This is a genomic window from Thioclava sp. ISO4, assembly GCF_058105145.1.
In genome coordinates, this window is the sequence record NZ_CM176571.1 from 3533948 (window position 1) to 3558511 (window position 24564).

Here is a 24564-nt window from a genome sequence, read left to right on the forward strand (position 1 = left end):
TGTGAACCCGATGGATTCGTAAGGCCTTCGTCATCAAGCGCGCGTCATGGCCGCAGCCCGCACGAGATCGGCGATCTCCGCCCGGCGATTGGCGATAACGCCCGCCAGCACGTGCTCTCCCACGATAGGGAGGCCCTTTTCGTCCTGGATGCGTTCTGCGTGCACAGAGACATTTTCGCCGGTGATGGTAACCTTCGCGACGACCTGCACGCGCCTAGCGGGGAGCTGAAACTCGAGCTCCGCCTCGAGGAGGAGCAGATCGTCGGTATGAGCGTAGAGTTCGAAATCCCGCACCGAGAGTTCTGCATTTTTCAGTTCAGAGACCTTGGCTTTGTTTTGCATGGTATTTGTCCTGTTTTGAACGACGTGAGGGGGACGCACGGCCGGCGTCCTAGCGAGTCGCGAGACATAGGGCGAGGTTTCCGGAGTGGTTTGACTCGAATTTTGCGGGGGACCATCCGGCGACGATTTCTCGCTGATGGACTGCGCCTTGGGCGCCAGGCTCTGTGCTTCGCGCGGCGATTGGCAACCGGCCTTGTTCGCCACTTCCACCTGACGATCTTCGCGAGGCGCGCTTTCGGGCCCGCCGGCATTACGACCAGTCAAAGGGTTTGCCTGCCCTTCCGCGGCGAGCAGCGCCTCATAGAGAGCGACAACATCACTCTGCGCAACCGAGTAATGCGCGACGGAATCTTCGCGCACCTCGCTGAAATCCAGCTGCGCGAAGCGCTCGCGCTGACGTTCGGGAGCGACGCCATCAGTGGCTTTCACAAAGAGATGCGAGTTCGGCGAGCGGCGCGCGGGGTCATCGAAAATCCGGCCCGCGACGCCGCCCACGCGGCGGATGGCGAACTCCGCCTCGGCGGCATCGCAGAAGTCGAAGTCCGGATGGCTGGTGCAGACCGGAGCCTCGACACGCGGGTGGTCGCGGCGCTCCCAGATCTGAAAGACAGCGCGCGCAGAAGCGGGTTTCCCCTCATACAGAAAGGACCCGCTCGGCAGCAGGATTTCATCGACGAGATGGAACATCGCGTCAAGCCTGCGCCGCAGCGAAGGTTTGCGCACCGAGCGGGGCAAGATCATCGCGATGACATCCGCATGCTCCGCCGCACGGTTGAAAACGGCGATTGCTTTGTTCGCGTTCTGACCGAACGGTGGATTGCCGACGACCACATGACGCTGAAACCCGCTCGGCGGCGTCCAGTCGAGATAATCTGCGTAGGTGACGCCGTCGGCGGCGGGAACGAGGTCGAGCCCGATACTGGTCTTGGGCATCAGCTCGAGAAACGCGCCAGCTCCCGCGGACGGTTCGATCCAGAGATCACCGGCTTGCACGGGATAGAGTTCCACGAGCCGGCCGTAACAGGCTTTGGCAATCTCGGGCCGCGTGAAGAACTGATCAAGAGCGGAAGCAACGTTGCAGGTCGGTTGAACGGGGACGTGAATAGTCATGAGGACTTCTCCTGGTTGATGTGAAGGGGAAGTCGAGCGGTCCCGGAAAAACAGAAATCAAAAGATGAAAAAAAATTCGAAAAAATTTTCATCGACGCCTTTCGTGGATCAAATCGGCCCCCGGAACGACGAACGTGGTGCGAAGACTGGCGATGAGAAACGGATGTGCTCTCTGAAAACCGGTCCCGTCCGAAACTGGAGTTTTCAGGGAGCAGAGCAGTCGATTACCCGGCGCAACAGTTTAAGTGAGTTGATAACTTCGGGTGGAGAGCCGCCTTCCCAAATGCACAGACGGCCACATCGGGGAGATCTGTTTGATGCTCAGGGCTGCAAACTAAAATGTGAACGGCACTCTTTGAGCCTTCGTTCCAGGGGGCGACATCCTCAAGTCCTGCAAGGAAATTTTCGCCTCTTCAGTATCCCGGCATCCTGCACGCCCGAGCGATACCCGCCGAAATCTGACCGTTTTTGAACGCTGCGTCACCCAGTTCCGTTAGCTAAGCTTTCCCCGGGGGAAATGCGCGGGCGGACGACAAGAGATCGTTCTCGGCGTTAGTTGGGGAGAACGGGATGCCGAGCAGCGCGAAACGCGATTTCGCCGGCCTTCGCCGAGTGCGGACGGCCACGATCATGATGCTTCTTTTGGGAACCACCGCAGGCGTATCCCCTGCCCTGGCCGACAGTGTGAGCGAGATGGCGGGCGCTCCGGGCCAACCGGCTACTGCCAGTACGACCGGCGCGGAGGGCGCCGATCTGGTGCCGGGGGCGTTCAGCCTCGACCAGCCGGCGAGTGTCACCGATTTCGGCTATCTCTTCTTCGGTGGGCGCGGCGGAGACGGTTTCGCCGGGACCGATGGCGCGAATGGCAGTGATGGCGCTCCGGTCTCTTCCTCGGGCTCTTATGGCAATGCAGGGGCTGCTGGTGCGCTGGCGAACTCGGCAACGGATGGCGGACCTGCGGGGACGGCCTCGGGGATCACGCTCGATCTCAATGCGGATCTGACCACCGGTCAGAGCGGGGCCACGATCGCAGGGGGCGCGGGCGGGCTCGGCGCGAAAGGCGGCGATGGCGGTGCCGGTGGCGATGGCAGCAACGGCGCGGATCAGGCGACGCCCGAAAAGTCGGGCGGAGTCGGTGGCCGGGGCGGCGACGGCGGGTGGGCTGGCTTCGGCTCCAATGGCGACGCGGGCGGTGCGGCCAGTTTCAACAGCCTGAGCAACTTCGCGGTGTTGAACGCGGGCACGGACGGTTTGTCGATCCTCGGCGGCGCGGGGGGTGCCGGAGGTCAGGGTGGCGCGGGCGGAGACGGCGCGCAACCCGGCCTCCCCGGGCAACCCAGCGTCGCAGGAATCAACAGGTTCCACTTGGCCGAGACGGGCGATGACGTCGTGTATGACGGGCGCGGCGCCAGCGGGGGGCGCGGAGGTGTCGGGCGGGCGTGGTGGCCGCGGCGGCGATGGCGGAGAGGGCGGCGACGGCGTGAATATCCCCTTCCCGGCCGGAAACGAAGCCGCCGGCCCCAACGGGTCCGGCCATGTCTCACCGGGCACCGCGGGGTGCGGCGGCTACACTGCTTGCGGCGCTCCGGGGGGGCGATGGCGGGGACGCGATCCTTTCCGGTGAAAGGGGCAACCTCCATGCGAACAATTTCGGCAACGGCGGAGCAGGTGAGGTCGGTGGCAACGGGGCCGCCGGGACGACCGGAGGCATGCTTTCGCGCAACACGGTCACCAATGATGGCGTGTTGAGCGCTTCGGGCGACGGGATTGCCCTGTCGAGCGGCGATGGCGGCGCAGGTGGCGCGGGCGGCGATGGCGGCAACGGCGGCACGGGCGGAGACGGCGCGGACGGCGTGAAAGGCGGCGACGGCGGCCGGGGCGGCAATGGCTCGGGCGGCGACGATGGCATCATCGACTCGAGCCTTCATGCCTATCCCGGCGGCACCGGGGGAAATGGCGGCTATGGCGGCGATGCGGGACAATCGTCCCCAGGCGCAGACGGCGGTCGCGGCGGCGCTGGCGGAGACGGAGGCGCTGGCGGTCGCGGCGGCGATGCGGGGGACCTGCAGGACAACGCGATCACCAATCGCGGCACGATCAGTGCCGGCGGCATCGGTATCTCACTGGCGGGCGGTCAGGGCGGAGCCGGCGGCGCGGCGAGCGCGGGCCGCGTAGGGGGCTTTGGCGGTACTGGCGGCGCAGGGGCGCCTGCAGCTCCGGCGGGGCCCGGCGGTTCGGGCGGCTCGGGTGGCGACGGCGCCTGTCTCGAGGTCGGGATCCCCCCGGCCGCCGTGACGTTGGTTTGCGCGGATGATGGGAGTGACGGGATGAGCGGTGGGGCCGGACGCCCGGGCGCGGCCACGACCGCTGGCGCGACTGGCGCGCGGGGGACGACCGGGCAAAGGGGCCTCGAGGGCAATGGCGGCACCGGCGGCAGCGTTGTCGGCAACACGATCAGCAATGACGGCACGATCACCTCGGGCGGTGACGGGATCGCGCTGATCGGCGGCGACGGCGGCGCGAGCGGCAACCGCATCGGCGATGGCGGCGCAGTGGCGGGAAACTCAGTCGCCAATACCGGCACGATCACCGCCGAGGGCTTCGGCATCCGCTTTCAGGGCGGCGACGGCACCGTCACGGGGAAAGTCTCCCAAAACAGCGTGACGAATGACGCGACCGGGGCGATCTCGGGCACGACGGGCCTCTTCTTCGCGGCGGGCACGAATAACAGCCTCGACACGACGGGACTCTTGCGCGGAACCGGCGGCACCGCGCTCGCCTTCACCTCGGGCAGCAATATCGCGACCTTCCGGCACGGGTCGCAAACTTTCGGCGGGCTGCAGGGCGGCACCGGGACTGACCACTTCGTCTTGAACAACAATGCGCTGATCACCGGCCAAATCGCGGGTAACGGCGGCACTGACAGGCTTGAGCTGAGCTTCCGCCACGTTCTGCCCTCGGAATACTCGATGCTGCAGGCACTGCAGACAGACACGGACAGCTTCACCTTCCGGTTCGAAGACTACGCTTATTCCAGCATCGAGAATATCGACCTGAGCACGCTGCAACTGTCGGATTTCGGCCAGCGCGCCACCTATCCCAACCAGATGGCGGTGGGGCATGCGCTCGATACGCTCGCTCTCATGACGCCCGACCTCGACACCGCCACCTATGGCATCGACGAGCTCTCGCCCGATCTCGACTTGGCGTTGCGCCAGCTTACGCCGGAAATCTACGACATCCCGCGCGCCACGACGCTCAGCGCGCTTTGGGGTCATCGCGGCGTGGCTTTCGACCGGCTGGACCGGTCGCGCACCCAGCCCGACAGCGCGGTCTGGGTGCATCTGAACGGACGTCAATCGACGGAGCACAGTCCGCGCAACCTGCTACTGAGCTACGGAACACAGTCCTTCACGCGGATCATCGGGGCCGACCTGCTGGCAAGTGGCGACTACCGGATCGGTGTGGCCTTGGGCGACGATTACGACGCCTCCTCGGCGCGTGGCTATGGCGCGCCGGATTCCTCGGTCGATGGCGCGCGGCGTTTCGCGATGATCTATGGCGCAACCGATCTGGGAACGGGCCTGCGTCTCACCGGCACTCTCGAATTCGGCCGGAGCAGCACGAAAGCCAAACGCCGGATCGAGATCGCGGGAGCGGGTCGCACCGCCGAGGGCCGCTTCGGCAGTCGCTACACGGCCGCAAACCTGCGGCTGCTCTGGCCCGAAATGGGCCCGAAGGGAAGCGGGCTGCAATGGGATACCGGGCTGAGCTTCAGTCAGATCCGCAGCGACGCCTTCGAGGAAACGGCGGCGGACGATCTCTCGCTCGCGGTCGCCAATCGCGTCTCGAACTCGCTCCAAGTTTCCGCGGGGCTCACCAAGACGCGGATGCGCAAACTGGACGATGGCGGCAAGCTCAATATCAAGCTGCGCGGCGGGCTGCGGGCGGAACTTCTCAAGCACACGCCGATCGAGGCCAGCTTCGCCGCCGTTCCGGGCAGCGATTTCAAGACCGACGGCAACTATGGCGATGTGCTCGCCAGCGTCGATCTGAGCGTGGACCGGGTCGATCTGAACGGCCGGCGGTCGGTCTATTTCGGTGCGCGTGGCGATTTCTTTCCCGGCACCGGATCGGCCAGCATCGATCTCGCCGCGGGTTTGCGGCTGAGGTTCTGAGCGAAACCGGTCCGACGGCCCTATCGCCCTTGTCGAGGAGAGACGAGAGGCGATTTCGACCGCGGCGTGGCCACACATACGCTTCGAGCCCTCGAGGTTCCAGCTGCGCGTCACTTCCAGAGAGGAGGCAGGTCGAGCAGAAGCAGCGTCACACTTCGGCCGGACTCGCTACGTCGCGCACGCCAAAGGCTCTGACCGCAGAGAACGACTGGCGTCGGCGGCTGCCGCGCAAACGGGGCCGCAATTGCGCCCCCGTTTTTTTTTCGAAAAGCCAAGCCTCACTCGGCGGAGGAGACCACCCAGGTCACGCGCGGCTCTTCCTTCTCGGGCTGCGTGCTCGGCAGGCGCATGATCTGCCCCGGAGACGTGACGCCCGCACCTGCGCCCGACGTGGTGAAGGGGAAGCCCAGCAGATCGGTCTCGACGCCGACATTGAAGCCGAAGCCCTGCCCACCATTGATCCCGGTGCCTGCGAGGCGGCGGTTCAGCACCAGTCCCTCAGTCACGTTCAGGTCAATCCGGTTGGACTGGCTGAAGCTGTATTTGCCCGCATTGATCGCCAGCGTCTGCGCATCCGCCACGGTCGAGAGCTTGTCATAGACCGCCTGCGCCAAAACCGAGAAGCCTTGCTGGTAGAACCAGACATCGCCGCCGATAACCACGTCATAGCCATTGAGCACCGGTCCGGCATGGCTCACGGAGCCTGTCGTGATCCGCCCTCGCACAAGGTTGAGCGTGCCGCGCGCCCGGTCGCGGCCGCCCAGACGTCCGCGCACGTCATCGAAATACTGCGCTTCCGGGATGAACAGCACTGGGCCGTCGCCGATCGAGCTCACATCGACCTGCGCCGCCATGCCGTCATCATGCCCGTCGAGAGTCAGCGCGAGCGCGTCCGCCGGGGTGACGTCGTAGAGATAGGCGTCGATATTGTCGGCATGCAGTCCGAGCGTATCGCGCACGTTCACCAGCCCCGCATAGAGGGTGGAACCCGCATTGCGCGCCCGCAGATCGGCGTTGTTCGGCGCTTGCGCCTCGCGCTGACCGTAGAGTTCGGGATGGATCAGCTGCAGCGTCTGTTCGTCGGCCAGATCGACCGTCGCGCCCCCCACGATCGTCACGCGCAGCGCATCATCCGCGGCCAGCGTCAGATCGGTGCGCGCGCCCAGCACTCCGAGGGCCATCTGACCGCTGGCCGAGTCCAGTTTCAGTGCGCCGTTTTGCGACAGCGCGAAGCCTGCGCGCAGATCGCCCACCGTCTCGGTGTAGGTCACGTCGCCATCGGCATAGAAATGACCGGTTGCCCCGTCGGACATGTCGCCCATGAACGCCGTCCCAGTCTCGCCGGTGATCGCGCCATTGAAGGCGAAGAGCCGCAAATCGCCCCCCGCAAGCTGCGCACCGTCCGAACGGATATCGCCCTGCCCGGCCGAGACAACGATCGGCGAGGCCCCACCGGCCATGATTTCGCGCACCGTGATCGGGCCGCCTGCATAGAGGTCGATCAGACCGTTCGTGGTCTGCAACAGGTCGAGCCGGATCGCGTCGCGCTCGTTGAGATGCATCGCGCCATTGGCGACCTGCGCCATGACGTGATCGAAGGCCACCGGCAGCCCATCGGGCCCGATCGGCATCATCGACCCGAGGTTCAGGACCGCTCCTGCTCCCGCCGCGTTCGCGTCGAACACCGTGCCGCTCTGGCCCGAGGCGATCGACAGCGCCCCTTGGACGGTTACGGACAAGGACGGGTCCGCGGTGCTTCGGGTCACCACATGCGAGGCGATCATGTCGCCATCGATGCCGAGAGCGACCGTGCCGGTGCTCGCGTCGATCGAGGTGCCCGCCGCCTGCTGCAGCAGCCCTGCGGACTGGATCGAGATCGCGCCGTCATGGCTCAGGATATCGGCATTGGCCTTGAGGCTGGTCACATCAAGACCGATCGCCCCGCCCTGCGTGGTGATCCCCGGACCGGCCAGCAGCGTCAGCGGCGCGTTGGTCGAGCTCAGCGTGATTGCCCCCGTGCCGCCCGCGGTGACCTGTTCGAGATCGGTCGCACGGTCGCTCAGTGCGAGACGGATATCGCCATCGACGGTCGAGGCGTAGAGGCTGCCCGTGGTCAGGCTAAGGGGCGTGACGCTCCCGATCGTGCCGCTCGCTGTGAGCTTTGTGCGCTTCGCCACGATGCGGCCTTGCGTGAAGGAGGCCGCGTCGAGGCGCACCTCGTCGGGTGAGGTGATCGTGCCGATGGTGAGCGCCCCGCCCACGGTGATGTCGGTGGACGACTCTGCGGCCAACTGGGTGAGCGACGCGATGGTCAGATCATCCGCCTCGCGCATCCATAGCTGCGTCGGATCGGCCCCAGTCGCGGTGTAGTTGAACGTGCCGAGCGCAGTCTCGAAGCGTTTGGTTGAGCTGCCGACCGGGCCGCCGGTGACGATCGAGAGCGTGCCACCCGTCGCATCCGTGCCGCTCGATGCGGAGGTGTCGAGGCCAAGCGCGGTCTCGAGTTCCAGCGTCGAGCCCGTGCCGAAACCAAGCGTATCGGTACCGGTGAAGGACATGAGCCCGTCGGTCGTGATCTTGCCGCCGCCCGCGATCCGGACCGAGGCAATCGGCAGATCGCCGGTCGCACTCAACCAGGCGTCGCCTGCCGTGGTGGTCACGTCGAGCGCGCCGCCATTCGCCGTATCGGTCAGGGTGAAGGGCAGTGTGACTGCGCTGGTACCGATCGAGCTGCCGGTCAGCTTCAGGCTGCCCGCGCTGATCCGTACCGCGCCGGTGGCCAGTGCATCGGTAATCGCACCGGTCGCGCTGATCCGCACCGGGCCGGGCGCATAGGCCTCCGCCAGTGGCAGGTCGCCCGTCGCCGCGATATTCACCTCGACGCCGGAGCGCGCGGTCAGCATGCCGCCGGTGCGCACTTGCACGGTGAGCGGGTTGGTTTCGGTCGCGATCGGGGCGTTGTTGCCACTCTCGAGCACGATGATCCGCCCGGTCACCGCCGGATTGCCCGAATGGGCATCCGACATCGTCCCGTCGAGCTTGATCGTGACATCGCGTGCAGCGTTGACTTCCTTGATCGCCGCCGCAGTCTCCGCGCCGAGGAACACGTCCGTCCCGAGCGCGACCGCGTTCAGCGTGCCGACCGGCGCGCCGTTGCTATCCAGCCCGGTGAAGGCGAAGTTCAGATCTTCGGCCCGGCGCACCACGACCTTGCCATCCGAGGTGAAGGTCAGATCGGAGGGTTCAGCCTGCGACAGAACCAGCAGGTCCTGCGTCAGATCGTTGCCCGCGCCGACGGTATAGGGATCGAGCATCTCGCCGATCGTATCCGAGGCCAGCAGGTTGATGTCCTTGTAGGCATTGATGTTCGGGTCTTCGATACGGGTATTGGTATCCCCGGTCCCCTTGATCAGCCCGGCGCGGATCCAGTGCTTGAGTTCATCCGTGGTCCAGCCGATCCCCTGCAGCACCGCCGCCCGATCATCCGCCGTCGGCGTGTAGGTGAAGCTGGTCTGCTCGGCGGTCTCGTTGTTCCACTCGGCGTAGAGACCTTGCTGCTGCGAGATGTAATCGTCGAGCTGCGCCTGCGTCCACCCGCTGTTGAGCAGCGCCGTCTGATCGGAGGCGTCCATCGTGTAGCTGATCGAACCGCCACCCGCGTCGGTACGCGCTTTCCAATAGGCCCGGTAGTCATGCTCGCGGCTCGCGGCGAGCGCATCGAGCTGCTGCTGGGCGCGGGCATCCTGCGCGACCGTGTCGTCGAGGCCCATATCCTGGGTCCAGAGCTTCGCAAGCTCGCTTTCGGAGCGGATATCGCGGACTTCGATATTGTTGCGGTCGAGGATCGAACCGTTGAACGCGGCCAGCGTCGCCGATCCAGTCTGCGCGGTCACGCTATGGACCGGCAGATCGCCGTTGCGAGCGCCGATCACGACGTCCTTGTTCGCCGTCGCGTCGAGCACGCCACCATTCAGCGAAACCCAGACCGGGGCGAAAGCGCCATCCAAGCTGCCGATGTTCCCGTTAAGCGAGGTCAGGTCCACCGAGGTCGCGGTGACCGCGCCCGCGCTCTGATCCGCCATCTTGATATCGCCATCGGCAAACAGCGTCACGGTGCCGGTGATCGCCGCATCGGTATTGGCCGGGCGATCCTTCGCCTCGACATTGCCGATCGTCATCGAACCCGACATCTCGCGGATATTCACGGCGCTGCCGCCCACCGCCGTCAGCCTCGACCCTTCGGACTGATCGACACGGAACGCCCCCGAAACGCCCCCGATTCGGCCATTCTCGGCGCTGATATCGAGATCACCGAGTGTCGCGGTGATTTGGGGACTGGCGGTCACGACGGACCCGTTATTGGAGGTGATATTGGTATCACCGACGAGGTTCGAGACCGTCTTCTTGAAGATCACATCACCGCCCGAGGTGATGTTCAGCGCGCCGGAATCAGACCCGCTGAAGACGATGTCGATCGGGTAATCGGCGCGCAAGCGATGCTTGTAGAGCACGTTCGCCGTGGAGGTCTCGGACCAGGTCTTGTAGACGTCCCCGATCCCCAAAACCCGCTTGTCGTCGGTCGTCACGGCGCCTTTCACGTTGCTGTAGCTCGTGCGCTCGCCGGTGAAGCCGTAACTGTAATCGCCGCCGTTGATCGAGGTGTTTTCGGAGGTCACGTAGGCCCCGTTCGCGCCGAAGGCCACGGTCGGGTCGAGCTTGGTCACTTTCGCCTGGTCGGACTTGCTCTGGATTTCCTTCGCGAGCGGCACCCAGAAATAGAAGGTTTTCTGGGAGTAGTTCGTGACCTGCGTTATGATCTCGGATTGCAGCAGCACCATGTCGCGGTTCAGAACCGGCTGGTAGCTCGCGCTGCGCCCGCTATCGACCGTGCTGGAGTTCACCAGCGTCGTCGGCACGATGCGCGTCACCGAAGCGGCGTCCGGTCCTTCGCCATAGGTTTTCGTGACGGAGTCGTAGGTCGACGAGTTGTCATAGACCTTCAGCGTCTGACCGAGACGGCGGAACTCTGTGATGAGCGGCTTGCCCCCCACGGCCTTGAGCGGATCGGTATCGGTGATCCGCACGAGCCCTTCGAGCCCCTGCCCGTTCGCCCCGGCCTCGCCGGTATCGACGCGGTCGAACACCACCGGGATAGAGGTGTCGTTGGTGACGTTGATGCTGCCGAACCCGTCGAGCGACTCGATCCGGCCCGCGCCGGTCGAGAGGATCTGGCCGGTGATCTCCACCGTGCCGCCCTTGACGACCATTGGAGAGATCGTGATCGCGCCGGTCTGCACGCCCTCGGCATTTGTCGCGGTCGGGTCATATTTCACCCAGACATCATTGGCGCTCACATAGGGCTTGCGCACGATGTTGTTGTTCACCGGCTCGGAGGGATTGAACAGCACCGTCGGCTGGGTCGTCGAGAAGCTCGACAGATCGGACAGAAGGCCGTCGTCGATGGTGACGTCGTAGCTGCCCACACCCGCCTGGATGAGACCGTTGATGTTAAGCTGATCGGCGGTGATGTAGACATTCGCGCCCGCCTTGATCGAGCTTTGACGCGGCTCGATCGTGAAGTCGGGGACCGAAGGTGTCGGAAGGCTGATCGAACTGCCATAGCTGGCCGTCATCGAACCGCCGTCGTAGCCGCTGACGTCGAAGCCCGCCGCCAGATAGTTCCGCACGACATTGTCGACCTTGTTGAAGTAACCGGCATAGATCGACCGCGGCTCGCCGCCCTCGTTGCGCAGTCCGGGCGTGTAGCCCTGGGTGAAGTTGCCCCCAGCACTCAGATTGATCGTCTTGGCCGAAATATCGGCGCGCACGTCGAGGTCCCCGAAGTTCGAGTTGACCAGAACGCTGCCGTCGAGGTTGGTGATCGCACCGTTCAGCGTGATCGAGCCGTTGCCATAGGTGACGAGCTCGATCTTGGATTCCCCGGCATCATTGCCCGAGATCATCTTGTAGTCGATCGGAGTGCCCTTGGGATTTGCGAGCCTCTGCACATCGTCAGGCGTGGTCACCGAGACATCGTTGAAATAGATCCGGCCCCCATCCGAAGAGGGTATCTCCATGCTACCGGCATTCACGAAGGCGTCGGAATAGACATGGACGACGATCTGCGCGTTGCCCGGCGCGTCGAGCGTGCCCGTCGAGCTACCCTGAACCGTATCGGCGCGCATGTAGATACTGCCTCCGGAGGCACGGATATCGGGCAGGTTGATGAAATCGACCGTACCGGTGTTGGTCGAGTCGAGACGGCTCGCCAGCGCTTCGATTTCCGCTTTCCACGCGGTGACCGCCTGCGTGTCCTTGCCCAGGATCGGATCGTCGATCTTCGCCTGAAGCTCCGCGATCCGCGAGGCGAGCTCGTTCTGCACGGTGCCCTGCGTGATCATCGCCTGAATCTCGGGATCAGGATTGCTCGGGTCGTTCAGGATGCCGTCTGCATTCTCGTTCGTATAATTGACGGTCTGGCCCTGCGAGTTGACGTAGCTCTCCGAGCTGTTGTCGAGATGGTTGTTCGCGTCGAGGATCAGGATCTGCTTGTTGCGCGACCCCGCGCGGACGTAGCCGTTCACCTCGATCATGTTCTCGCCCTTGTCGGTCGAGGTTCCGCTCTCGATATCGAGGCTGACCGGGTCGCCGCCGAAGGCCTCGCTCAGCGCCGAGCCAATTGCCGCGGCGACTTCGCGATAGAGATCCTTGCCGCGGCCATAGCCCAGCACATCTCCGCCCCCGCGCTCGGCGAAGACATAGACGTCGTGCACGGCGGCGACACTGGCGCCGGTGCCGACGCTGACACGCTGGTTCATGTTCGCGGTCGCATCCGCGCCCGGCGTGCCGTTGATCGGGAACGCGGTCTTGTTGAAGACCCGCGTTTCGGCCTTCACATCGACCTTCTGCGCCCCTTTCGAGGTGTAGCCCGCGCGCAGCCCGATATCGGTGAAGGATTGCAGATCGGCACCCGAGGTCAGGCTGATCTTGTTGTCGGCGTTGTAGGTCGCCACGGTGTTACCCGAAGCCGCGCCCGACAGGCCGTAAGAGGTGGTATCGACCTCGGATTTGATGTTCGCGTCGCCCCCGGCATAAACGTCGAGATCGTCCATCGCGAGCAGCTTCGCGCTGCCGATGGTGACATGGGCGGTATTGGTCTGGATATCGACGGTGCTGTTACCGTTCGGGCTGGCGATGGCGCCACCGGAATCGAGCTTGAGGCGGTCGAAGAACACCATGTTCGTCGAGGCGCCCAAATCGAAGGTCTGTCCGCCATCGGCAACGCCGGTCTGCAGCAGCATCGCACCATCGTTGATGTTCAGATCGGTGGACGCGTTTACGGTGACGAAGCTGCGCATCGCGGCGACGTCGATCGCGCCGCCCGAGCCCGATACGAGATTGTAGCCGTTATCGGGGCGCTTGAAGGTGGTATCCGCGCCGATTTCGATATTGCGCGCGGCGATCGTGGTGTTCCCGCCCAGCGTCAGCGCGGTCGCCGCGCCGATCGTGTTGCGGCTCAGCGCTCCGGAATAGCCCACCGCCGCCGCGCTTACCGTATTCACGGAGCTGGCAAAGGTGCCGTTCTGCGCCGCGGTGATCTGGAGCCGGTCGGTCGCGGTGATCACCGTCGTACCAGTCGTGCCGATATCGAAGGTCGATTTCGTATCCGTCGTGACATGGGTCTCTGCACCAGAACCGGAAACGAGACCGCCCGAGCCGGAATCCGCACTCGCGCTGATGTCGGGCGCATTGCCCGCTCCGAGCGTGACCACCTTACCCTTGAGAACCGCGTTGTTGATCGAGAAGGCCACATCGCCACTGTCGCCATTTGCCGTATCTTGCCCGGCATAGGCGAGCGTCACGCCGACGGCTACCGCGCCGCCGCTGCGCCCGGTCGCGAAGGCGTCCACCTTCACAGCGCTCGCATCCGCACTCAGCGAGATCGCATTCGTGGCGGTGAGGTTGCCGCTCAGCGTCGAGGTGATGCCGTAGCTCGAATAGGCATGTGCCGCCGCGCCGTTGCCGGCCAAGAGGCCGCCCGAGGTCGATTGCGCCTTCGCCTGGCTCGTCATTCGGCCATCGGTGCGCTTGATCTCACTGTTGATCGTGATGTCGCTTGCAGTGACATCGGCGCCGAACAGGGTGGTCACGTTCATATTGGCGCGCGAGGTCGCGACCCCGGCCCCGATCGAGACGCCTGCCGCGACCGAGATGCCATGCGCCTCGGCAAACGCAGCGCCGCCATTGGTGTTCTGCAGATCAAAAGCTCCGCCCGCATTGACCGTCGTGCGCAGAACGCTGACCGCACTATTGCCCACATTGGTACCGGTCACGACGACCGAGTTGCCCGATCCGGCAAGCCCGCCCGAGCTGCCCGAGCCCTCCGCATGCGCCGAGGTGCCGTCGGAGGTCTCGAGCGAAATTTTGCCCGCGCTGCTTTTCAGGTTGTTCAGGCTCGCGCCCGACCGACCGATGGTGATCGCGCTCGTCCCTTCGCTTTTCGCGCTCGAGACCGCGACGCCCACGGCGCCGACAAGACCGCCGGTGATATTCGTCGTGACGGTCTTCACCTCGCCCGTACGATCGGCATTGATCCCGATGCTGTAACCCGAGACCGAGACACCCGCGCCCATTTGCACCGATGCGCCCGCGTTAAGCGTGGCCACGGTCACGCCCGCGCCACCGGTATAGCCGCCCGAGGCCGCGACGGTCGACGCCGAAGCGTCGATCACGTTGCCATCGTCGCCGCCATAGGTCTTGGCCCCCAGCGTCACCGCACCGCCCGCGCTCAGGGTCGCGCCATCCTGCAGCGTGACCGCCGCACCGGTAGAGACATTGGACACCACGATCCCGCTCGAGGCGCCGCCGAAGATCGAACCAGCCCCCGCGCCCGCCACTTGCGACAGATCGGTCTTTGCATGGCTCGTCAGCGACAGGTCGCCATTGGTCAGCAAGGTCGCGGAGCCGATCTCGACACCGACCTGATCGCTGCCCGTCGCGTCCGGGTTCAGATGCTGACGCGCGTTGACGATCTGGCTTTGCGTATCGCTGGCGCCGGCGAACCCGATGATCGAGCCTCCGGTATTCTGACGATCTTGCGCGGTTGCATTCGAGTCCAGCCCGCCGCTGCCGTTCTGATCGCTCGCCAGCTCGCTGTTGATCGAGGCCATCGCTTTCGAGAGATTGCCGCTCTCATCATCGGCCACACCGCCCAGATCGGCCACCGAGATCGCGGCGCCCACCGCGATCGCGCCCGCGCCGACCGAAACCACGGTCGAATCCAGCATACGCTCGGAGGTGGCCGACAGCGTGATCCCGTTGCGCCCGACACCGCGCGCACCATTGGCCGCGTCATTGGCCTTCAGCACGGCGCCGTCGCCGACAGAGACCTTGGTCGTGCCCTGCAGGCTCGCGAAGTCGAGGCTCGCGCCCACGCCGAGCGCGCCGCCGCCGATCGAGCCCGCCGCTCCGGTGAGGTCTGCCGTCTCATGCGCGGTCAGGCTCAGCTTGCCGCCCGCGGTCAGTTCCTGATTGTCGCCGACGGCTACTTCCGTGGTCGCGCGATCCACCACGAGATTGGCCGAGAGCGCGACGCCCGCACCGCCGGCAGCGCCTGCCCCGGCATAGCCCTTTTGCAGAAGCTGCGTATCCGCCTTGGCGGTCAGGTCATTACCCGCATCCAGCCGCACGATACTGCCCGCACGGCCCGAGCCGACCGAGACTTTCGACGTGCCGTCTGCCACGGTCACCTGAATCGCGCCACCGACAGCCACCGCGCCGCCCGAGCCGCCGCCCGTCATAGAGTAGAGATCGTTGTCGATCAGCGTGTTCAGCTTCAGATCGCGGCCCGCATCGAAGGAGCCGCCGTTGATCCCGATCTCCGCAGTCGAGTTGAGAACATTCACATTGGCATTGCCGGAGACGCCGACGAAGCCGCCGCCGATCCCCGCGACGAAACTCGTCAGCGTCGACTTGCTGGTGGCGCTCGCCGCGATGTTACGGGCGGCTGCCAGTTGCGCGTCGTAGGTCTCGACCTTTGCCGAGGAGGTGACGACGGTCGTGCCCGCGCTCGCGCCGACACCCGCCGTCCCGCCGATCGCGACATTCACGGTGTAGAGCGCGGAGTCGTTCGCCGTATCGGCATTGAGGGTCACGTCCTGCGCCGTCGACGCCGTCTTGCTCCCGAGGTCACTCGCGAAATCGGTGTCGTAACGCGGATTGAGGCGCACCAGATCGCTGCCCTGTTCGGAGCCCAGCTGCACCAGCGCCGCATCGTCGATCAGGTTCATCCCGAAGAGGGCGCTGACACCGGCCACGCCCCCCACCGATCCGTTCGCGGTCAGCATCGCGATGCCGCTGCGGGCCTGTGCGTTCATTGCAAGACCCGTACTCGACTGCGCGGCGCTGTCGACATCGGTCCAGTCGATCGCCTCCTGCCCCAACGCGACCACACGCGCATCATCGACGATCCGCGCCTTCACCCGGTTCTTGATCGTGTTGACCGAGGCCGAAACGCCGACGCCCGCCGTCGCCCCGCCCGAAAGCGACAGGTTCAGATCGGGCGCTTCGTTGCGCGCATCGGTGGAATTGCCGGGTTTCGTCTCGTCAGAGCCGCCCAGCAACGTGATCGAGGTCGTCGATTGCGCGTCGATCAGCAGAGAACCGCGCGTCGCGATGTCGGAACCATAGCGCGTCGGCTCGGACAGACCGCTCGTCGCATCGACGAGCGAAATCGGCCCGCCCTGCACCACCGCCTCGACGGTATTCGCGGCCGTGTTGTTCACGCCAGAGCCGGTCACACCGACGGTGCCGCCTGCGCCCGAGATCGCGTTGCCGTGGAAAGTCGTCGTCTGATAGGCGCCAAGCGAGGCGTTATGGCCCGTACGCAGCGTGCTCGAGGTGAGATCGGCGCGCACGGTCTGCGCGGAATTGTTGATCGCGATGCCGAGGCCGACAGAGGCCCCGCCCGAGCCGCTGATCGCGCCCGCATTTGCGGTCAGCGAGGGGGTCGAATGAGCGGCCAGCGCCAGCGTTCCGACCTGCGCCTCGGAGCGGCGCAGACCCGCATAGACTTCGCCATTGGCGACGTTGACCGCGAAGCTGCCCGCGAAGGCGCCCGAACCGCCACCGCCGACGGCTGCCGACAGGGCCTCAAGCGTCATCTGCTGATCGGCGTCGATAGTCAGCTTGCCCGCCAGCGACAGCGGTCCATCCACCGTCGCGCTCTCATCGAGTTTGCGCGCGAGGATGGCCGCGTCCTCGACCGCGGCTTCCGTATCGTCCGACATCACGTTGACGACGATCGCGCCGCCCGCGCCCGCCTGCCCGCCGATCCCGGCCGAGCCCGCCAGCGCCTTGATCGTGCCGGTCTGGGTCGTGGTCACGGAGACATCGCCGCGATCGGTGCGCAGCGCCGCGCGCGTGCCCGATCCGCCATTGCCGCGGATATGGGCATCGGCCTGCCGGTTCATCACGTTCACAAGGATCGAGCCCGCACCGCCGACGCCACCCGAGAAGCCGCCGGAGACGGCCGCCGTCTCGATCGTCCCGGTCTGGGTCGCGCCGAGCGAAACGCTCGAGGCCTGGGTTTCCGCGCCCGTGGGCAAGACAAGCTCGGCCTCGGTCTTCGCGAAGAGCAGGTTGACGCCGATCCCGGCGCCCACACCTGCGCCCGAACCGCCAATCGCGACCGCTCCGGCGAGCGATCGGATTGTGCCCGTCGTGCTGGAGGTGATCGTGGTGGCGGGGAGCGCGGGCGACGTGCCCGACAACTCGACCCGCGCACGGGTCACTGCATCCGCATTTAGCGTCAGCGCCAGTTGGTTCGCGTCGAAATCGGCGGCTTGCGGCGTAGTACTCATGCTGGAGACCAGCCCGGCCACCGCCGCATCGCGCCGGTTCGAGACATCGGTCTGCGCACCCCCCACCGGGTCTTCGCTGCTCGGACCCGGCAGCGGCTCGACACTCGGCCCATTCGCGCCCGGCTGGCCGATCTGGGCATAGACCACCGAGCCTGCGACGCTCACCTCGCCCGAGGCCGTGCCCGAAACCGCGATGGCGTCGATCCCGGCGGTATCGTCCGCCGTGACGCTGAGGGAACCCCCGCTCACCGCGTCGCCGGTGACTAGGTCCGCAGTGGTGCCGCCATGAATCGTGGCCACGGTCAGCGCGACGCCGACTGCATTGGTGCCGCCCGCAGCCGCAGCGCCCGAAAGGATAGAGATCTGCCCGGTGCGCGTGGCCGACAGTGCAACCGCCCCGCTGCCACCGTTGATCTTGGCGTTCGTCGCCTCGACCGCCGTGGTGTTGCCGATATCGCCGATCGCGATAGAGCCCGCCACCGCGTTCGTTCCACCCCCGGCAAGGCCGACTGCACCGCTGGTGATGGTCGAACCGTTCTTGGCGTCGAGCGTCACGCCTTCGCCGGTCACGTCCGCGCCTTGGGTCAGAACGCCGGTGTCATGGGCAATGAAATTGGCAGAAACCGCACCGCCGACACCGTTTCCGTCCGCGCTCAATGCCGCACCGCCCGCAAGGCTCTCGATGGTGCCGGTATCGTCGGCGTTCAGTTTCAGCGCACCGCCCGCCTCGAGCGTCGCATCCTGTGCCGAGACCTGCGTCGTCGCGGTCGAGACGTTCACGGTCACCGCGCCCCCGAGCGAGGTATCGCGCGAGGCACTCAACGCCACCGCCGCGGACCGGATCGTGCCCGTCGCCGTCGCCGTGGCGGAGATCCCCCCGGTGCCCGTCGTGCTCAGGTTCGCATTGGCAAGATCGATGCTCGTGGTGTTCGCGGTCAACAGGTTCAGAGTCCCCGCAAAGCCGCCTGCACTACCGTTCGACGCTGCAGCGCCACCCCCCAAACTGTTGATTTCGCGAGAATTCGTCGCGGTCAGCGCGATGCTATCCGCATCCAGCGCTTCTGTGCCGGCCGCCGAGACTTCCAGAGTGGCCGAGATGTTGTTCGCCGAGAGGCCCACGCCCGCTGCGGTCTGCTGATCGGCCACGGCCCCGGCCACGGCAATCGAGGAGATCGTGCTCGAGCCGTCAGCGCCCATCGTGATCGCGCCGGTGCCGCCCGTGCCGCCCTGCCCGTGCACCAGCGCATCGGTCAGCGTCGCGCCGGAGGTCGAGGTGATGACGTTCACCGTCGCGGCCCCGCCCACGGCATTGTCGCCATTGGCCAGCGCGCCGCCGAGCGAGAAGATCGTGTTAGCCTCGGTCACGCCGATATTGATCGAGCTGGCCGAGATGCCCATCCGGTCCGCGCCCGCACCATTGCCGGTCACGTCGGCCCGCGCACCGCCGGTGATGTTGTTGACCGAGATCGAGCCTGCGATGCCGGTCTTGCCCTTACCGGCCGAGACGCCGAAGCCGTAGACCGACTGCGTGCTGTCAGCGGTGATGCCGAAGACGCCGGTGTCGATGGTGCTCGCCCCGGTGATCGAAGCGCCCGCGCTGCGGGTCACGGTGTTGACGGCAATGCCGATCCCGACGCCCGAGCCCTTGGTCTTGTCCATATTGATGCCGACCGCGCCGCCGACAGACACCGTGGTCGAGCCATCGGTCGCGTTCACGCTCAGCGCATCCGAAGTGATGGATGCGTCCTTGACGGTGGCCGTGGTGCCCCCGTAGAGCACCGCCACCGCGACCGACCCCGCCAGCGCGATATCGCCGCGCGAGGTCCCTGCGCCGCCCACCGCGACGTTGACGACCGTCGCGTGATCCTCAGCGCCGATGGTGACCGCGCTACCCGCGTTGATCGTGGCGCCGGTCACTTCCGAACGCAGCTCACGCGTATCGACCATGACCGAGAAAGCCCCGGCCAGCGCATTGGTATCCTGCGCCTGACCCAGCCCCGCAGAGACAGCCCCGCCACCCGCGATCTGAAGTGCTGTGTTCTTCGCCGTCTGCGTCAGGGTCGAGCCCAGCTCGATCTTGCCTGCGGTGTTGAGCGCCGCGACGGTCTCATTGCCGAGCGAGAGGTTGAGCGTGGCGACACCGGTGACCGCCCAGCCGCTTTGCTGCTGGTTGCCCTCGCTGTCCGCTGGGGTCTGCACGTTCTGCTGATCGTTGACCGCCTGGTCCTCGTCATCGGCGAAAAGCCAGGACGGGATGATCATGTCATCCTCGTTCGAGCCGTCCTGGTTCGTCGTGCCGCCCGTCGATTGCGGATCGTCCTGCTGGGCCGGCTTGCCCTGCACCTTGGAGCCCGCGACGCCGACCACGACATCGGTCGTGGCGTTTTCGGCAGTGATCGTCAGGCTCTCCGCATCGATGACTGTATTCCCCGCACCGCTCAGAGCGGAGGTTTCATCGGCCGGACCGATCCCGGCCCAGACCTTGCGGCCCGAGATATTCAGGCCCGCCGAGGCCCCGACGCCCACGTTCTCCGACGCCGAAATGGCGCCTGCAGCGGCCCATTCGACGGATTCATCCTTCGCCGAGATCGTGACCGCGCCACCGGTGACCGAAGCATCGTCGCCGATCCGCGCCACGGTTTCCGCATGCGCGATATTCGTGGCCACGGTGGCGTTGACCGCCGTCTTCGTGCCCTGCCCGCCCGAGAAACTCAGGATCCCCGCGATGTTGCGGGTATAGGCGTCAACATTGACCCCGTTCGTTCCGGCATTCACCGTCGCGCCGGACTCGATGACAGCGGAAACTTCGCTGCCGATCCTGTCGATATTGATCCCGACCCCGATCGCCCCTTCCGCATCGCCCTTGAGCGGGTTCGACTTGGGCAGGTTCGCGAGATGGAGGAACAGACCTTCCTGGCTCGACAGCACATTGAGATCGCCCGAAAGGTTCAGCACCGCGCCGTTGCGGACCACCGCATTGGTCGTGTTGTCGGTGTTGAAGACATTAGCGGTGATACCGATCGCGAGCTTTTGCTGTGTCTCGGGCACGACCGGGCGCGAGCCATCTTTCGGCACCGGCGCCGTTGCTTTCGATTTCACATCCGTGGTGATGAAGTTCAGCGGGTTGATCGTGTCGATCAGGCCCGGCGCGTCGGGCGGGATCAGCTGGGTCGGATCGCTCGGGTTGCTCGGCAGTTCGGTGTAATCGGTGATCTGGCCGACAAACTGGGTCCACTTGTCACGGATATCACCCAGCGGATCGGCATGCGGGAAACGCGTCACCGATTGCACGGTCGCGGCCGCTGCGTTCACCGTGGCATCCTTGCCAATCTCGGCTTGCGTCTTGCCGCTCATCGTCGAGACGGACCCAGTCAGCATCAGCGCCTGGGAATATTTCCCCATCAGCTCGTCCTGAGTGATCTGGCTGTTGGGATGCTTGGCATTGTACTTGTCGAGCGCGCGCTGCGCCGCGAAGTTCAGCTTCCCGAAAGCCGCCGAGACCGAACGCGACAGCGAACTGCCGCCCTCGGTCGGCCCTGCGAAGCGATAGGCCGAGTTGACCGAGACCGGCTGGCCGGTCGCCGTGACGAGGGTCGTCCCCAGCGCGGTCAGCGCATCGGCGTTGTTGAAGTCGTGGTAATCGCCGCCCAGCGTCGCGAAGGTATTGTCATTGTCCACCTGCACGTCGATCGCGACGCCGAAGCCGATATGGGCGGGGCGGTTCGGATCGACCGGTTTACCCTGAAGCTGGCTCTGTGCACCCGGGATCGCTTGCACCATCGGGTTGTTCGCCGCGCGTTTCTTGCCGATCAGCTTGCTCGGATTGGCCACCCCCATCGTCGCGGTGGTGGCATGGACCTTGTTGAAGAACAGCGTCTCGGCATCGAGGTTGAGCGCGCCGCCGGTCTTGATCGTGCCGCCAAGCGCGGCCTCGGTCGTCGATTGCGAGACATCGACGCTGATCGCCACGGCCCCGATCCCCTCGGTCCCGGCATTGGCGCCGGTAGTGATAGAATGCGATTTGCCGGTGAACGCGCCCGCATTGAGCGCGCCGGCCGAAGTCAGCGAACCGCCCTTGACCAGAAGCTGGTTCTTCAGCTCGCGCGTGGTGACCACGAGTGCGCCCGCGTAATCCTTCACCTTGCTCGCCGCAATCGAGACCGTGTGATCTTCGGATGCCGTGCTGGCGAGGCGGATATCGCCCGCCTTGGTCGTCAGAGAGCTTCCATCGAGCAGCACCTGGCTTTCGACATTGCTGTTGGCCATCACGACCCCAAGCGCGTAGGCCTTGGGCGAGATCGAATAGGTGGTCTGGGCGTGGGACTGCACGACGAGCGCATCGCTGGACGGATCCCAGGCGGAGGGCAGCTTCAACGTCAGGCTATAGGGTGCGCCGCCGCCGATCAGGCTGCCGGTGATGTTGTCGACCACGTCCTGCGCGCTGCTGTTGAAATTCAGCTGCGGCGTCGACAGGAAGCTGTAGGTATTCTCCAGCAGCCCTGTCGCGCCAAGCTGACCATTGTTCGAAGGCGTGCCGCTCGAGAGCGCCGTCGGCGTGATCGCCTTGTTCTTCCAGTTGCCATCCGCGGTCAGCGTGCTGTTGGTGATCTTCACATGCGATTGCGCATCGAGAAGCTGCACCTGCAACGGAATCAGGCTGTTGATCGTCGTGGCGCCCTGCTGGATCAGGTTGCTCATCACCGTCAGACCGTTGTCGATCTGATCGGTCATCTGCTGTTCGGTGGTGCCGCCTTCGAGATCGTCGACTTGCTGCTCTTCGACGCTCTGATCGGTACTGCCCAACGTGTTCGAGACGGTCGCGACCGAATTCACCACGATCGAGCCCGATTTCAGATCGGCATTGTCGATGGTGATCGAGGCGGTCTCGCTATCGGGGTTGATCGCCCAGGCAATACCCGTATTGAACGAGCGTGCCGAAAGCAGGATCAGCCCGCCGCCATCCGCGGCCGTGCTGTCGGCGCGCAGGGTGGTGCCGGATTCGACATTGATGTCCTGCGCAGCCACGAGGATCGAGCCCGCCGTGCCCGCTCCGGGATCGCCGGTGACGAGATCGGCCGCATCGCCCGCCCGCGTCGAGATATCGTGGCTCAGCGTCACGGTCTTGTCGGCAGCAAAGACCAGATCGCCGCCCTTGGTCGTGATCTGCCCGGTGGTCGAGACATTCTGCCCGCGCAGGAAGACGGAGCCCGCCTTGCCCGTCGCGCTCGACGTGGACATGTCGAAGCTGCCCTGCGCACTCAGATCGCCCTGCGCCACCTGCAGCGGGCTGGTCACGCCACCTGCGCGCAGCACGAAGGCGCCGCCGTCGCCCGCCACGGAGGTCGCTTTCACGTCGAGGCTGCTGCCCATCACCGCGGAGCCTTGGGTGAACAGGAAGACCGTGCCGCCCGCACCGAGCTGCGTGCCGCTGGCCGAGACGTCGATCTTGCCGTCGAGAGTCACCGTTTTCTGGGCCTGACCCAGCACCACACCACCGGCTTGCGCATTCAGGACCGTGGTGCCGCGCTTGGCTGTAATGTCACTGCTCGAGGTCGTCGCGATCCCACCTTTGGACACGAGCCGGATCACCCCTCCCTGCGAGACCAGCCCCGCCGCCTGCGGAGTCCCGTCGGTATTCACGCCGACCGAGACCGGATCGACGGAGGTCGGATCTTCCACCGTGATCCGCCCGTTCAGCATCATCCCCAGCCCCCCCGATCGCAGCGCGAGTCGGGTTGCGTTGATCTGACCATCCACGGTGATCTGACCGCTGTCGCTCAGCGGTTCCGAGCCTGCGAAAAGCTGCGCGGTGGGCGTGTCGACGGACGCGGTGAAATTGCCCTGCGCCTCGCTTGTCAGATCGTTGACGAAGCCCGGCGTCGGGGCGCTCATCGTCAGCTGCCCGGCATTGATCGTGCCGGTGGAACTGACCACGAACCCGTCCGAGTTCACGAAGAACACGTTGCTGCCCGTCGCGACCGGAGCTGCGCCGGGCGCCCCGAGGCCTGCATTCAGGGTGCCTGCGATCGTGCTCTGTCCGCCGTTCACAATATTGACGAGCGCGCCGGTATTGACCGGTTGATAGACGTTGACCGTGGTCCCCGCGTTCACATTGAACTGGCTGAACGTGTTGAACGCGGTGCCATTTTGAATCGTCCCGGCGGTCACGTTCGTGGTCGTGCCGCTCGTGGTGACGTTGGTGTTGGTCGTCCCATCCGCAACGACATCGGCGAAGGCGGGGAGCACGGCGAAGATCGCCGCCGAAGAGACGCTGCTCAACCACCCGAACCTGCGGATCACGCGGCGAAAGGTAGCGTTCATTTTGTCATTCCGGCGATACGTCATCGCTATGTCCCCATCTTCGAAGCGGCCCCACGCCGCTTTCGGCGGCCCCCTGCGGCCGCCTTGTCGTCAGGCTGAGTCTCAGCCTTCCGCTTTTTTCAGCACGTCTAGCGCCTTGTTGAACTGTTCGACGTTCACCCGCAGAACCATCGGCTTGCCATCTGCGGTCGGCTTGTAGCCGAACAGGATCGCCTTGTTCTCACCGAAGAGCTTCAGCTCGTCCGCCGAGAGCGGCGCGGCGGCTTCGCAGACGTTGTTCAGGCAGGTCTGCCAGACCATGTCGCGCTGCTTGAGGTCGTCCTTGCCCTCAAAGCGGTAAACCGCGCCCCCGGGCAGGTAGACGCCCATCGGCACCTGCGCGATCAGCACCGCGCCTTCCTTCGCCGGCATCGCGATGAACCGTGCGAGGAGCTGGTTGGAATTCTTGACCCGCTGCTCCTGAACGAGGCGGCATACCGTCTTCTTCACCGTCGCCGCCTGACAGGACACGACCCAGTCGCCAAAGGCGGTGTTATTGGCGATATCGGCCTGTGCTCCGCTCTGGGCGGGGGCTGCCTTCTGCGCGACTTCAGCGGGCTTCGCCACCGGCTTGGCCTTGCCGTCCGCCGTGGAGGTCTGGGCAAAGGCCGCAGGCGCGAGGCAACCCAGTGCGAAAGCGGCCACGGCCACTCCCTTCGTGATCCGTGCGCCCAGCCCTGCCGTCTCGTTCATCTTGGTCATTCCCTCATTTC

4 protein-coding genes are annotated in these 24564 nt (G+C 65.4%); 1 reads left to right on the top strand and 3 read right to left on the bottom strand.

Annotation, left to right across the window (positions count from 1 at the left end):
• Window positions 1-33: 33 nt before the first annotated feature.
• Window positions 34-1452, bottom strand: coding sequence for a hypothetical protein (locus AC2TZ7_RS17365; RefSeq protein ID WP_489865156.1), 1419 nt, complete (start codon window positions 1450-1452; stop codon window positions 34-36).
• A gap of 1709 nt (window positions 1453-3161) precedes the next feature.
• On the opposite strand from AC2TZ7_RS17365, the gene AC2TZ7_RS17370 reads away from it, so the two are divergent.
• Window positions 3162-5630, top strand: a complete 2469-nt coding sequence (locus AC2TZ7_RS17370; RefSeq protein WP_489865157.1) for a hypothetical protein — start codon at window positions 3162-3164, stop codon at window positions 5628-5630.
• Between the two features lie 278 nt (window positions 5631-5908).
• On the opposite strand, the gene AC2TZ7_RS17375 is transcribed toward AC2TZ7_RS17370, so the two are convergent.
• Together AC2TZ7_RS17375 and AC2TZ7_RS17380 are read right to left on the bottom strand one after the other, a co-directional pair.
• Window positions 5909-23812: a leukotoxin LktA family filamentous adhesin gene (locus AC2TZ7_RS17375; RefSeq protein ID WP_489865158.1), complete on the bottom strand. Its 17904-nt coding sequence runs from the start codon at window positions 23810-23812 to the stop codon at window positions 5909-5911.
• Window positions 23813-23914: 102 nt separating this feature from the next.
• The gene (locus AC2TZ7_RS17380; protein ID WP_489865159.1) at window positions 23915-24553 is read right to left on the bottom strand and encodes an invasion associated locus B family protein; all 639 of its coding nucleotides are present in this window, start codon (window positions 24551-24553) and stop codon (window positions 23915-23917) included.
• Between the last annotated feature and the right edge of the window lie 11 nt (window positions 24554-24564).

Excerpts from the sequence above, each read along its gene's own strand:
- AC2TZ7_RS17365 (WP_489865156.1), bottom strand. The coding sequence starts at position 1,452 with ATGACTATTCACGTCCCCGTTCAACCGACCTGCAACGTTGCTTCCGCT.
- AC2TZ7_RS17370 (WP_489865157.1), top strand. The coding sequence starts at position 3,162 with ATGCTTTCGCGCAACACGGTCACCAATGATGGCGTGTTGAGCGCTTCG.
- AC2TZ7_RS17375 (WP_489865158.1), bottom strand. The coding sequence starts at position 23,812 with ATGAACGCTACCTTTCGCCGCGTGATCCGCAGGTTCGGGTGGTTGAGC.
- AC2TZ7_RS17380 (WP_489865159.1), bottom strand. The coding sequence starts at position 24,553 with ATGACCAAGATGAACGAGACGGCAGGGCTGGGCGCACGGATCACGAAG.